The sequence below is a fragment of the Streptomyces sp. ML-6 genome (assembly GCF_030116705.1).
GTDB lineage: Bacteria > Actinomycetota > Actinomycetes > Streptomycetales > Streptomycetaceae > Streptomyces.
Genome location: NZ_JAOTIK010000001.1, coordinates 2,050,330 through 2,063,510, shown reverse-complemented (window position 1 = coordinate 2,063,510; position 13,181 = coordinate 2,050,330). Strand labels below are relative to the sequence as shown.

The following is a 13,181-nucleotide window of genomic DNA, read 5'->3' as shown; positions in this document are numbered from 1 at the left end:
CGGGTTCTGCCTGTCGGGGAATTTTTGGAATCTGGCGACTCGGATATTCGATTACTACTCCTGCCGTGTTGAGATGGGGACTGCCACGGTCGGAACTTTCCGGCTGATCGGAGGTGGGGCGGTTCTTGTCGGGCTCTTCTGGATTGCGACCGCCCTGTCCGAGGCGCTTTGAAGAGCCATCTCGATCGGCTGGGCGGGGTGTTCGTCGAGAATTGGCGTATCCGGGAAAGGGGATGAAGTGAAGAATCAGCCGCTCAAGGTGATCCACTTCGGCGATGAAGAGAAAATCCCCTGGCGTGTTCGCTCGTCCCTCAATCGCGCGGCTCGGCGTGGGAGGACCGGGATAATTTTTCATGCGGCAATGCGTGACTCATTTCGTAGCATGACTTTTAAATGGTCCATCGTTCTGATCGAGAGCGGAGGAGTTGAACTCTGTCGCAAAGATGGGACAACGCTTAAGCGGCCCAAATTCGTTGATCTCTCTCCGGGGTGCATACCCTGTCCTTTCGTGTGATCCGCGCCCGGAGGAGTCGAGAGACGTTCTTCGAGAAAGAGATATCCCTGCGCGAAGGGGATGTCCTCGTGGCGCTGTGCGAGCCGATTCAGCCGAACGTCTTCTACCGCAGGAGCCCGGAAGAAGATATTTGGCGGCTTCGCAAGATCGCGTCCCGGCACGGTGGGGGGCGCGAGGCGGCACGGAGCGGTAGGAGGCCCTCTCCGGGGCCACGGCGAGCCGCGGATCCGGCCGGTTGAAAAGAGCTCTGCGTCTTGCGCCGGAGCCCGTCGGGCGGGTACGAACGCGGCGGGGGTGCCGGCCGGTGTCCCCGTCACTTCCGACGATTGCCGACCGCTCATGACCGAACCGTCCGCCTCCGCCGCCCCCCATCTGCGCCGTCTGCTCGATCTGCTGGCCGACGACGCCCCCGCCGAGGCGCTGGGGGCCGTCTCCTCGCAGGCGCGGGCGGACGGGGTGGCGCCGGGGGATCTGGCCGAGGTGGAGCGGGCCACCGCCACGGCGCTGCGGATCAGGGGCGTCCTGCGGCAGCACCGGCGCCGCGAGCTCCAGCTCACCGCGCTCTTCGACACCGCGGGCGACCTCGCCGCCTCCCGCGACCTGGACGCGGTGCTGAAGGCGATCGTCCGCCGGGCCAGGATGCTGCTCGGCACGGACACCGCGTACCTCACGCTCCCCGACGAGGAGGCGGGGGACACCTACATGCGGGTCACCGACGGGTCGGTGTCGATGGTCTTCCAACGGCTGCGGCTGGAGCTCGGGCACGGGCTCGGCGGCCTGGTGGCGCAGACCGCGCGACCGTACGCGACCCCCGACTACCGCACCGACGACCGCTTCCACCACACCCCCAACATCAACGCCGGGGTACTGGACGAGGGGCTCGTCGCCATCCTGGGCGTCCCGCTGCTGCTCGGCTCCAGCCGGGGCGGTACGGGAAAGGTCATCGGCGTCCTCTTCGCCGCCGACCGCGCCGCCCGGGTCTTCAGCCCCGACGAGGTCGCCCTGCTCTGTTCGCTGGCCGCCCACGCGGCGATCGCCATCGACACCGCCCGCGCGCTCGCCGACACCCGGTCCGCGCTGGACGAACTGGCCGTCACCAACGCGGAGTTGGCCGAGGCCAACGCGGCGGTGCGGGAGCACTCGGCGGCCATGCGGCGGGCCGAGGAGTCCCACGACCGGCTGACCGACCTGGTGCTGCGCGGCCGGGACGTCAAGGACGTCGCCGCGGCGGTCGCGGGGCTGCTGGACTCCCCGCTGGCCATCCACGACCCGGCCGGGCGCCCCCTGGCGGCCGTCCGGCCCGACGGCACCGACTTCACCCCCGATGCCATGGACGCCGGCTGGCCTGCCGAGACCGTCGAGGAGTCCCGCACCGGCGCCCGGGCCGTGCACCGCGACGGCCGGTGGATCTGCGCGGTCCTGGCCGGGCCGGAACTCCTCGCCGGACTGGTCCTGCACCGGGACGGCCGGCTCGACGACTCCGACCGGCGGCTCTACGAACGGGCCGCCGTGGTCACCGGACTGCTCCTGCTGCTGCGGCGCACCGTCGCCGAGACCGAGAACCGCGTCCGCGGCGAACTGATCACCGACCTGCTGACGGGCGCCGACCGCGACCCGGACGGCCTCGCCGAACGCGGCCGGCGGCTGGGCGTCGACCTCGACCGCCCGCATCTGCTGCTGGTGGCCGAGGTCGCCGAGGGCGGTGCCCGGGAGCGGCTGGCCCCCGCCGCGGTGCGCTACCTGTTCGGCGGCGACGTCCACGGCGTGTCCGCGGAGCACGCCGGCAGCGTGGTGTTGCTGACGGCGGCCGACGGCCCGGGGGCGACGGCCGACGCGACGGCGGCCGGTGACGCGGCCCGCGCCGCGGCGGAGCGGCTCGGGCAACTGGCCCAGACCCCGGTCACCGTCGCCGCCGCGGGTCCGGCCGGCGGGGTCCGGGAACTGGTCCGCGCCCACCAGGAGGCCGCCCGCTGCCTGAATGCCATGCGAGTGCTGGGGCGCACGGGAGAGGGGGCCTGCGTCGAGGAACTCGGCTTCCTGGGCGTGGTACTGGGCAACGCGCAGGACGTCGACGGCTTCGTCTCGGCCACGCTGGGGCCGCTGCTGGAGTACGACGAACGGCGCGGCACCCAACTGGTGCGCACCCTCGGCGCCTACTTCGGCTCCGGCGGCAGCCTCGTCCGCGCCAAGGACGAACTCCACGTGCACGTCAACACGGTCGTGCAGCGGCTGGACCGGGTGCAGGCGTTGCTGGGAGCGGACTGGAACGAGCCGGGCCGGGCGCTGGAGCTTCAACTCGCCCTGCGGCTGCATCTTCTGACGAGCAGCCAGAAACGCTGACGAGGAACCGGGAGCGGTGACGAGCGGTCGGAAACGCTGACGAGGGGCCGGGAGCGGTGACGGACGGTCGGAAACGCTGACGAGTGGCCCCGGGGCGGTGACCGGGAATTTCGGAAGGAGCCCCGGGGCCGTCGCGGGACACGCCCAGGCACCGGGGCGCATCCCGGTTCCGAGGTGCTCCCCGATGCCAGGGCGCTCCCCGGTGTCAGGGGGCCTCCGGCGGCCGGGTCACGTCGATCAGCCGGCACACCGTCTCGATGTCGATCTTCACCTGGGCGATCGACGCCCGCCCCGACAGCCAGGTGATCAGCGCCGAGTGCCAGGTGTGCTCGATGACCCGGACCGCGGAGAGCTGCTCCGGCGTCGGGTGCTCCAGCCCCATCGCGTCCAGGATGATCGTCGTCGTGATCCGCGAGACGGTGTCCACCTCCGGGCTGACGCTGCGGTCCGCGAAGGTCAGCGCCCGTACCATCGCGTCCGCCAGGTGCGGCTCGCGCTGGAGCGCGCGGAACGCCCGCATCAGGGTGTCGGCGACCCGCTGGGCCGCGTCGTCCCCGGCCGGGGGATGCTTGTGCAGCGTCGCGTGCATGTGCTGGAGCTGGTCCTGCATGGTGGCGACCAGCAGGTGGATCTTGGAGGGGAAGTAGCGGTACAGGGTGCCCAGCGCGACCCCCGCGGCCTCCGCGACCTCGCGCATCTGCACCGCCTCGAAACCGCCCCGCCCGGCGAGCCGGGCGCTGGCGTGCAGGATGCGGCGGCGGCGGGCCTCCTGCCGTTCGGTCAGGGGCGGCAACGCCGGTCTGGCTTCCGCGGTCATGTGTCCCCCATCCATGGCTGCTGTCCGCGATCGGAGGGAGGCGCTCGGTCTCCCGGCGGCGACAGCATGCCAGGGGGCCCGGTGGTGGCGCGAATCACCTGATCCGGCCGTTGCACCGACGCTACCTGCCGGTAGATTCGTAGCTCATTGAACGATCCAGACTGAAACTTGTTCTAGATTAGCGTGAGCGGTTACGCTCCGGCGGAAACGCAGCGAGAAGGGGGCCGAGTGTGACCGCTGAGGCCATAGAGTCGGGCCCCCGGACGGGCCCGAACACGTCCGGCACCGCCGACGACCGCCCATTGCGCATCGCACTCCTCACCTACAAGGGCAACCCCTTCTGCGGCGGCCAGGGCGTCTACGTCCGCCACCTCGCCCGCGAACTCGCCCGGCTCGGCCACAGTGTCGAGGTGATCGGTGCCCAGCCCTACCCGGTGCTCGACGAGGGCGTCCCGCTCACCGAGCTGCCGAGCCTGGACCTCTACCGCCAGCCGGACCCGTTCCGCACCCCGAAGCGCGACGAGTACCGGGACTGGATCGACCTCGCCGAGGTCGCCACCATGTGGACCGGCGGCTTCCCGGAACCGCTCACCTTCAGCCTGCGCGCCCGGCGCCATCTCGCCGCCCGCCGCGGCGAGTTCGACGTCATCCACGACAACCAGACCCTCGGCTACGGCCTGCTCGTCGACCTCGGTGCCCCGCTCGTCACCACGATCCACCACCCCATCACCGTCGACCGGCAGCTGGAACTGGACGCCGCCGAGAACCGGCGCCGCCGCGCCTCCGTGCGCCGCTGGTACGGCTTCACCCGCATGCAGAAGCGGGTCGCGCGCCGCCTGCCCTCCGTGCTCACCGTCTCCGGCTCCTCCCGGCAGGAGATCGTCGACCACCTCGGGGTGCGCCCGGACCGCATCCACGTCGTCCACATCGGCGCCGACACCGACCTGTGGTCCCCCGACCCGTCGATCACCGAGATACCCGGCCGGATCGTCACCACCTCCAGCGCCGACGTCCCGCTGAAGGGCCTCGTCCACCTCGTCGACGCCCTCGCCAAGCTCCGTACCGACAACCCGCGGGCGCACCTCGTGGTCGTCGGCAAGCGGGCCGAGGACGGACCCGTCGCGCAGGCCATCGAACGGCACGGCCTCCAGGACGCCGTCGAGTTCGTCAAGGGCATCAGCGACGCCGAACTCGTCGACCTGGTGCGCGGCGCCCAGATCGCCTGCGTCCCCTCGCTGTACGAGGGCTTCTCCCTGCCCGCCGCCGAGGCCATGGCCACCGGCACGCCCCTGGTCGCCACCACCGGCGGCGCGATCCCCGAGGTCGCCGGACCCGACGGCGAGACCTGTCTGGCCGTGCCGCCCGCCGACCCCGGTGCCCTGGCCGACGCGCTCGGCCGGCTGCTCGCCGACCCGGAACTGCGGGCCCGGCTCGGCGCCGCGGGCCGCGAGCGGGTGCTGTCCCGGTTCACCTGGAAGCAGGCCGCCATCGGCACCGCGGCCCTCTACCGCGAGGCGATCGCCGCCCGGTCCGGCGCCGGCCGCCGGCGCTGACCCGGCCGCCCGGCCCCGCACCCGACCCGGCGCCCCGCACCCGCCCCCGCCCTCGACTTCCCGCCCCCGCACCCGACTCCGCCCCGATCCCCTCCGACCGCGAAAGCAGGCACTCGTGCTGACCGTGGACTTCACCCGCTTCCCGCTCGCCGCCGGCGACCGAGTGCTCGACCTGGGCTGCGGCGCCGGACGCCACGCCTTCGAGTGCTACCGGCGCGGCGCCCAGGTCGTGGCCCTCGACCGGAACGGCGAGGAGATCCGCGAGGTCGCCAAGTGGTTCGCCGCGATGAAGGAGGCAGGCGAGGCCCCCGAGGGCGCCACCGCCACCGCGATGGAGGGCGACGCGCTCAACCTGCCGTTCCCCGACGAGTCCTTCGACGTCGTGATCATCTCCGAGGTCATGGAGCACATCCCCGACGACAAGGGCGTGCTCGCCGAGATGGTCCGGGTGCTCAGGCCCGGCGGCCGGATCGCGGTCACCGTGCCGCGCTACGGCCCCGAGAAGGTCTGCTGGACGCTCTCCGACGCGTACCACGAGGTCGAGGGCGGCCACATCCGCATCTACAAGGCCGACGAACTGCTCGCCAAGATGCGCGGCGCCGGCCTCAAGCCGTACGGCACCCACCACGCCCACGCTCTGCACTCGCCCTACTGGTGGCTCAAGTGCGCCTTCGGCGTGGACAACGACAAGGCCCTGCCGGTCCGCGCGTACCACAAGCTGCTGGTCTGGGACATCATGAAGAAGCCGATGGCGACCCGGGTCGCCGAGCAGCTCCTCAACCCGGTCGTCGGCAAGAGCTTCGTGGCGTACGCGACCAAGCCGCACCTGCCCGTGGCCGCCACGGCCGAGGACCTCACCAGGGCCGAGGCGTGAGCGTTCCCGAACAGACCGAACACCTCGTGCTGCCCGGCGTCCTCACCGCCGAGCAGGCCGCCGAGACCGTCGCCGCCGTCCTCGCCGTCCAGCGCGAGGACGGCGCGCTGCCCTGGTTCCGGGGCCACCACCTCGACCCGTGGGACCACACCGAGGCCGCCATGGCCCTCGACGCCGCGGGCGAGCACGAGGCCGCGGCACGCGCGTACGAGTGGCTGGCCCGACACCAGAACGGGGACGGCTCCTGGTACGCCGCCTACCACGACGGGGACGCCGGGCAGCCGACCGACCGGGCCCTGGAGACCAACTTCTGCGCGTACGTGGCCGTCGGCGTCTGGCACCACTACCTCGCCACCGGGGACGACGCCTTCGTCGACCGGATGTGGCCGACCGTCTACGCCGCCATCGAGTTCGTCCTGCGGCTCCAGCTGCCCGGCGGCCAGATCGGCTGGAAGCGCGAGGCCGACGGCACCCCCGTCCACGACGCGCTGCTGACCGGCTGCTCCTCCATCCACCACGCGCTGCGCTGCGCGCTGGCCATCGCCGAACGGCGCGAGGAACCGCAGCCCGACTGGGAGCTGGCCGCCGGGGCACTGGCCCACGCGATCCGCAACCACCCGGAACGCTTCCTGGACAAGAGCCGCTACTCGATGGACTGGTACTACCCGGTCCTCGGCGGCGCGCTCACCGGAAAGGCCGCCAAGGACCGCATCGAGGAGGGCTGGGACCGCTTCGTCGTCCCCGGCCTCGGGGTGCGCTGCGTGCTCCCCAACCCGTGGGTCACCGGCGGCGAGAGCGCCGAACTCGCCCTGGCGCTCTGGGTGATGGGCGAGTCCGACCGGGCCCTGGAGATCCTCCAGTCCATCCAGCACCTGCGCGCCGAGGGCGGCATGTACTGGACGGGGTACGTCTTCGAGGGCAACCGGGCGATATGGCCCCAGGAACTCACCACCTGGACCGCCGGTTCGCTGCTGCTCGCGGTGGCCGCGCTCGGCGGCGACGAGGCGACCACCGCGGTGTTCGGCGGCGAGCACCTGCCGCGCGGACTGGACCCCGACTGCTGCTGACCGGAGCGGCCCCGGACCCCGTCGCGGGCGGGGCGGGCCCGGCCACCCGGACAGCGTTTCCCGGGTGGCAGGCCACGCCTGGCCGGACAAACCTTACGGAGAGTGCAGAATCCAGCCACTCTCCGTAGGAATTTCCGAGGTGTCCGGCCAGGAGGCCCACTGTGCCCAGTTCCGCCATGCGCGACCCTGCCGTGCCCAGTTCCGCCATGACCGGCCCCGCCACGACCCGTCCGGCCGCGCCCCGTTCCGTACCGCTGTGCCGGACGCGTCCCGTACCGCTGTGCCGGACGCTCGTTGCGCTGCTGCTGGCCTGTGCCGTGCTCGTGGGCGCCACCGGGTGCGGCGGCGACGGCGGCAGTGCGAGCGCCACGGCCTCCCCGAGCGGGACCTCCTCGGCCCAGGCGCAGAAGTTCGCCAAGACGCGCTTCGTCACCAACGCGGGGCTCGCGGCCGGGGCCACGTACCAGTGGATCGTCAAGCCGTACCGGGCGGGCAAGTTCAAGAAGGGCGCGGAGGGGCGGACCTTCGCACTGGTCAAGGCCGGGCTCGCGGGCGCCTTCACCTACAACCGGCTGAAGGCGGCGGCGGTCAACGCCAAGGGCGACCCGCTGCTGTCGAAGGCGGTCGCACCCCTGACCGCGGGCATCGAGTCCCTCAAGGACCTGGGCGCCAAGCTCCGCAAGGGCGAGGCGGGCGAGGGCGACATCGGGATCTTCGAGAGCGTGATCAACGGCGTCAAGGACGCGGGCGCGAGCGCGGGCGCCGAGGTGAAGGACAAGGTGCCCAGCACCGCTCAACTAGGCGGATGAGCAGGCCGTTTCATGCCGATTTACGGACGGGCGTGCGAATAAAAACCATGGGGCTCCGGTCCCTGGCCGCATTAGGGTCGCCGCATGAGTTCACTTCCGCTTTCGCATGACGACTACTGCGCCGAGATCATCGCCCGCACCGACGCGTTCCGGGACTCGCTCCGGGGCGCGGACCTCGACGCGACCGTCCCGACCTGCCCCGACTGGACCCTGCGCGACCTCGCCGTGCACGTCGGCGGAGCCCACCGCTGGGTGGGCGAGATCCTGCGCACCCGGGCCACCGAGGAGGTCACGGAGAAGCAGGTGCCGCGGTTCGAGCCGAAGAGCGACGACCCCGACGTGCTGGACGCCTGGCTCGCGGAAGGCGCGGCGGAGACCGTCCGGGCGTTGCGGGAGGCCGGGCCGGACCAGGAGGTGTGGACCTGGGGATGGGAACGGAGCACCGGATTCTGGGCGCGCCGGATGGCGCACGAGACGATCGTCCACCACGCCGACGCCGCGCTCACCGCGAAGACCGGCTACGAGGTGCCGCCGGCGCTGGCCGCGGACACCATCGAGGAGTGGCTGGAGATCGTCGCCTTCGTCCGTTCCATGGGCGACCCGGAGGCTGCCGAGCTGACCGGGGCCGGGCGCTCCATCCATCTGCACGCCACGGACGTCCCGGACGCCGAGTGGCTGATCGAGTTCGGCGAGGACGGCTTCACCTGGCGGCGCGCCCACGAGAAGGCGACCGTGGCGCTGCGGGGCACGCTCACCGACGTCATGCTGGTCTTCAACCGCCGCCTCGGGCCGGACAGCGACCGGGTCGAGGTGCTGGGCGACGCGGAGCTGCTGGACTTCTGGCTGGAGCGCGCCGCGTTCGGCTGAGCCCGGCCCGGGGTTCCGGGCGGCACCGGCCGGGGGTTCCGGGCGGGCCCGTTGTGCGGGCGGGGCGGGGCTGAGCGAAGCTGGAGGTGGGACGGCCCGCCCGCGCGGGGCAGGACGCCGGAACCGGGTGCGCCCGGGGTCGGGAGCCGGAGCCCGCGCGGCGCACGACGCCGGTCCCGGCCCGCTCCGGGGCGGGACGGGCGGTGCGGGTCCCGGACAGGAGCGGTGAACCCATGACGGCCACAACCGTGCGAGGCATCGACCACATCGGGGTCACGGTCCCCGATGTGGAGACCGCGACCCTCTTCCTCGTCAGGGCGCTCGGCGCCGAGGTGCTCTACGACACCCTGCGCCGCCATGACGGCCCGAAGGGCGGGCCGGAGGTCGAGCGGCGGCTCGGGGTCCCGGCGGGCACCCTGCAACTGGCGGTCAGAATGCTGGCCCTGCCCTGCGACGGCCCGTGCATCGAGCTGTTCGAGTTCCAGGGGCCCCGCCGCGAACCCCCGGTGCTGCCCTGCGACTTCGGCTGGCAGCACCTGGCGCTGTACGCCGACGACCTGGACGCGGCCGTACGGGACTGCGTGGCCGCGGGGGCCGTGCTGCTCGCCGAGCCACAGCCGCTGCCGGGCCCCGAGGCGGGGGAGCGCAACCGGTTCGCGTACCTGCGCACCCCGTGGGGCAGCACCCTGGAACTCCTGACGTACCCGGACCCGCAGCCCTGGGAGCGCACCGCGACCCGGCGGCGGGTGCGCCCCGCCCCCGTCAGCACCAGGACCGGGACCGGGACCGGCACTTGGCCGACCGACCCGGCCAGGCCCGACCCCGACTGACGGCCCGACCCGGCTCGACCAGGCCCTGCCCGACCGGCCCGCGCCCGATCGCCGCCGCCCTGGCCCCGTACACCCGTCCCCGTACCCCCGACCGGTCAGGACGGGAAGTCGAAGTCCCAGTCGAACTCCCACCGGCACAGGGCGCCCTCCGGGCCCACCGACAGCGCGGACTGGGCATCCGGAGTGACCGCCACGGCGGAGACCTGGCCGATGTGCCCGGGGAACGGGGTGGTGCGCAGGCAGCTCCCGTCGCCGAGGTCCCACCAGCGCATGGTGCCGTCCCAGCTCGCGGTGAGGCCGTGACGCCCGTCGGGAGTGACGGACACCGAGGCGATCGCCCCGGTGTGCCCGGTGAGGACCCGCAGGCATTCGCCGGTGCGCGCGTCGAACCAGCGCGCGTCGGCCGCCCAGCCGCCGAGGAACGCCCGGCGCCCGTCCGGGGTGAGGGCGACCTCGCTGACGGGCTCCTCGGCCCCGGTCATGACCCGCAGACACCTGCCGGTCCCGAGGTCCCACAGCCGGGCCGTGCGGTCCCACGAGCCGGAGAGGCCGAAGCGGCCGTCCGGGGTGAGGTCGACGGCGTCCGTCGTCGAGGTGTGCCCGCTCAGGGTGTGCAGGGACCGGCCGGTGGCCGTGTCCCAGAGGCGTACGGTGCCGTCCAGGTGCCCGACGAGGAGACGACGGCCGTCGGGGGTGACGGCGACGGCTTCGGCCGAGCCGTTCCCGTCGGGCAGGACGCGTCCCGCGGCACCGGTGGTGAGGTCCCAGGTCTGTACGGAGCCCTGCCCGCTCGCCGCGGCGCCGAACCGTCCGTCCGGCGTCATGGCCACGGCCTGCACCCGGTAGAGGTTGGGGCGGCCGAAGGGCAGGGAGGTGAACTCCGGGCCTTCGGGACCCGCCCCGGTGAACGCGTACAGGCACTTCCCCGTGGTGAGGTCCCAGAGGCGTACCCGGTTGTCCCACCCGCCCGTCAGGGCGCGTCGGCCGTCCCCGGTGAGGGCGACGTCGCTGAGGCGCCCGTTCTCCTTGCCGCCGACGACCTCGGCCTGCCGTACGTCGCGCAGACCGGTCCGGGTGCCGGACGGACCGATCCTGCGCCACAGCCCGACGACCTCCGAATGGCGGGCGAAACCGGGAATCGCCCCGGCCGAGCGCAGGGCGGCCGCCGCGCCTGCCACGTCGCCCGACCCGGCCAGCCGCCGGGACCGCTCCAGATGCTCCCGGAACGACGCCGTCCGCGCGCCCAGCTCCTCCGCGCTCCCAGGAGGGCTGTAGCTCCACGGCGCCGGGTCGCCGGCTTCGAGCCGGAACCGTTCGATGCCGCCGGTGTACGAGACGACGGCATCGTGCGGCCCGGCGAACGCCACCACCTCGATGCCCTGGTCGGTGACGGTGAACGTACGCAGACAACGGCCGTCCGTGAGGTCCCACCAGCACATCGTGCCGTCGGCGGAACCCGTCAGCGCGTGGCGTCCGTCGGGGCCGACGGCCACGGACTGCACGGAGTCGAAGTGGCCTTCCAGGACCCGCACGCAGCGCCCCGCGGTGAGGTCCCAGACCCGTGCGGTGCCCTCCGCCCCGCCGGACAGGCCCAGCAGCCCGTCCGGGGACACACCGACCGACCAGATCCACTCGTGGCCCGTCAGCGTGTGCGAGCAGCGCCCCGTCGCGAGGTCCCAGCAGCGCACCGTGCCGTCGGAGCCGCCGGACAGCGCCCGGCGTCCGTCCGGGGTCACCGCCACCGACCAGATCTCGCCGGTGTGGCCGGTCAGGACGCGTCGGCACCGCCCGCGCGGCAGGTCCCACCACCGCAGCGTCCGGTCCCGGGACCCGGTCAGGGCGTGCCGGCCGTCCGGGGTGAGCACCAGCGTCGTGACCTGTTCCGGGTGGCCCTTCAGGACGCTCCGTCGCTTTCCCTTCGTCAGGTCCCACCAGGACGGTTCGTTCCCCAGGGGCCCGTCGTACACGAGGGCTGCGCCCGCGTCCGGGGTCAGCGCGACGCACAGGATCTGACCCGCCGAGGAGTCGATCGTGCCGATCCGGGTGCCGGTGTCCAGGTCCCACCGGAACACCTCGTTCCGCGAACCGCCGGACAGGGCGTACCGGCCGTCCGGGGTCACCGAGAGCGAGCGGGCCGCGGCGCTGTGCCCGGGGAGCGTGCGGCCGGGCGCGGAACGCTCGGCCGCCCGGGTCGCGGCGCGCAGCGAGGCATCGGTCCCGGGATCGGCCGGGCCCGACCGCCCGGCCCCGCGCAGCGCTTCGAGTGCCGCCTGCGCGTCGCCCCGTTCCAGGTGGGCGAGGCCCAGCAGGTGGAGGGGGCGGGAGTCGCCGGGGTGCGCCGAGCGCACCGACTCCAGGTCCCGGACGAGGGCGGTGTCGGTGATCTCCCCGGCCCGCCACCGCGTCAGCCCCCGGTTGAAGACGGCGCCGGGGTGCCTGGGGTCGGCCTCCAGGGCCTTCTGCCAGCACCGGTCGGCGGCTTCCGCCTCGCCGAGGTCGTGCAGCGACAACGCCCTGTTGTTCCAGCCGTCGGCCAGATGCGACACCGTCGGCGCGGCGGACCTCGGATAGGGGCGGCCGGTCCGTGCCTCGTGGACGCGGACCAGCCGGGCGGCGACGGCGTCCATGTCCGGCGGGCGGGAGTCCGGATCGTCGGACAGGCACGCGTCCAGCAACTCGGCCACCTCGTGCGGGATCGGTGGACGACCGGGTACGGCGGTCTCACCGGGTACGGCGGTCTCCCGGACGACGGCCCGCAGAGCCTCACCGGCCACCGGACCAGCCATCCAGACCACCTGGCCGAGGAACAGCTCCAGCACGGACGCCGCCCACGACCACATGTCGCTGCGCCGGCCGACCCGGGAACCCGCCATCTGCTCGGGGGAGGCGTACGCCGGGGTCATCCCGGTCCGGGTGACCAGGATCGACGCGTCCCCGCCCGGCGCGGTGGGTGGCACCGCACCGGCCGGGACCGTCCCGGCCCCGACCCGCGCCAGTCCGAAGTCGGTGAGCATCGCGCGCCCGTCGACGCCCAGCAGCATGTTCGCGGGCTTGACGTCCTGGTGCACCACACCGGCCCGGTGCGCGGCGCGCAGGCCCCAGGCCGTCTGGATGCCGATGTCGAGGATCTGTTCCACCGTCGTGATCCGGCCCCCGCGCAGCTCGTCGGCGACACTGCCACCCCCGGCGAACTCGGAGAAGATCCGCGGCACCCCCGCCACCACGCGCACGTAGTGGCAGGCACAGATGTACGGGTTCGGCTCCAGGCCCACCCAGACCCGGGCCTCTTCGAGGAACGCCTCGGGGCCCTGCTCGCCCGCCCACAGCTCGGGCCGGGGGCTCTTCACCGCCATGTCGTGCTGCCAGCCGAGATGCCGCACCCGGTGGACTTCGCCCATGCCACCGGCGCCCAGCAGGGCATCCACCCGGTAGAGCCCGGCCACGGTCGAACCGGGGGCCCAGCGCGCCGCCGGGTCCGCGACGGAGGGCGCGGGAGCCGGCGGCCCGGGG

General features: G+C 73.3%; 9 protein-coding genes. 7 read left to right on the top strand and 2 right to left on the bottom strand.

Features of this window, described 5'->3' with window-relative positions:
* Positions 1-853: 853 nt before the first annotated feature.
* Positions 854-2,854 carry a helix-turn-helix domain-containing protein gene (locus OCT49_RS09110; protein WP_283851384.1) on the top strand — a complete coding sequence of 667 codons (2,001 nt, stop codon included), beginning with the start codon at positions 854-856 and terminating at the stop codon, positions 2,852-2,854.
* Between the two features lie 205 nt (positions 2,855-3,059).
* Here OCT49_RS09110 and OCT49_RS09105 read toward each other — a convergent pair whose 3' ends face one another.
* On the bottom strand, positions 3,060-3,671 hold the full coding sequence (locus OCT49_RS09105) for a TetR family transcriptional regulator (protein WP_283851383.1): 612 nt from the start codon (positions 3,669-3,671) through the stop codon (positions 3,060-3,062).
* 230 nt (positions 3,672-3,901) lie between these two features.
* Here OCT49_RS09105 and OCT49_RS09100 point away from each other — a divergent pair, with 230 nt between their 5' ends.
* The 6 genes from OCT49_RS09100 (at position 3,902) to OCT49_RS09075 (ending at position 9,671) form a co-directional block, all read left to right on the top strand.
* The gene (locus OCT49_RS09100; RefSeq protein ID WP_283851382.1) at positions 3,902-5,224 is read left to right on the top strand and encodes a glycosyltransferase family 4 protein; all 1,323 of its coding nucleotides are present in this window, start codon (positions 3,902-3,904) and stop codon (positions 5,222-5,224) included.
* 115 nt (positions 5,225-5,339) lie between these two features.
* On the top strand, positions 5,340-6,098 hold the full coding sequence (locus OCT49_RS09095) for a class I SAM-dependent methyltransferase (RefSeq protein ID WP_283851381.1): 759 nt from the start codon (positions 5,340-5,342) through the stop codon (positions 6,096-6,098).
* On the top strand, positions 6,095-7,165 hold the full coding sequence (locus tag OCT49_RS09090; protein WP_283851380.1) for a prenyltransferase/squalene oxidase repeat-containing protein: 1,071 nt from the start codon (positions 6,095-6,097) through the stop codon (positions 7,163-7,165). Before OCT49_RS09095 ends, OCT49_RS09090 begins: the two co-directional genes overlap by 4 nt.
* A gap of 206 nt (positions 7,166-7,371) precedes the next feature.
* Positions 7,372-7,974: a hypothetical protein gene (locus OCT49_RS09085; protein WP_283855726.1), complete on the top strand. Its 603-nt coding sequence runs from the start codon at positions 7,372-7,374 to the stop codon at positions 7,972-7,974.
* 84 nt (positions 7,975-8,058) lie between these two features.
* Positions 8,059-8,841 carry a maleylpyruvate isomerase family mycothiol-dependent enzyme gene (locus OCT49_RS09080; RefSeq protein ID WP_283851379.1) on the top strand — a complete coding sequence of 261 codons (783 nt, stop codon included), beginning with the start codon at positions 8,059-8,061 and terminating at the stop codon, positions 8,839-8,841.
* 233 nt (positions 8,842-9,074) lie between these two features.
* Positions 9,075-9,671, top strand: a complete 597-nt coding sequence (locus OCT49_RS09075) for a VOC family protein (protein ID WP_283851378.1) — start codon at positions 9,075-9,077, stop codon at positions 9,669-9,671.
* A gap of 95 nt (positions 9,672-9,766) precedes the next feature.
* On the opposite strand, the gene OCT49_RS09070 is transcribed toward OCT49_RS09075, so the two are convergent.
* Positions 9,767-13,114, bottom strand: a complete 3,348-nt coding sequence (locus OCT49_RS09070; protein ID WP_283851377.1) for a protein kinase domain-containing protein — start codon at positions 13,112-13,114, stop codon at positions 9,767-9,769.
* Between the last annotated feature and the right edge of the window lie 67 nt (positions 13,115-13,181).

Coding starts and splice junctions, on each gene's coding strand:
- OCT49_RS09110 (WP_283851384.1), top strand. CDS start 854: ATGACCGAACCGTCCGCCTCCGCCGCCCCCCATCTGCGCCGTCTGCTC.
- OCT49_RS09105 (WP_283851383.1), bottom strand. CDS start 3,671: ATGACCGCGGAAGCCAGACCGGCGTTGCCGCCCCTGACCGAACGGCAG.
- OCT49_RS09085 (WP_283855726.1), top strand. CDS start 7,372: ATGACCGGCCCCGCCACGACCCGTCCGGCCGCGCCCCGTTCCGTACCG.
- OCT49_RS09080 (WP_283851379.1), top strand. CDS start 8,059: ATGAGTTCACTTCCGCTTTCGCATGACGACTACTGCGCCGAGATCATC.
- OCT49_RS09075 (WP_283851378.1), top strand. CDS start 9,075: ATGACGGCCACAACCGTGCGAGGCATCGACCACATCGGGGTCACGGTC.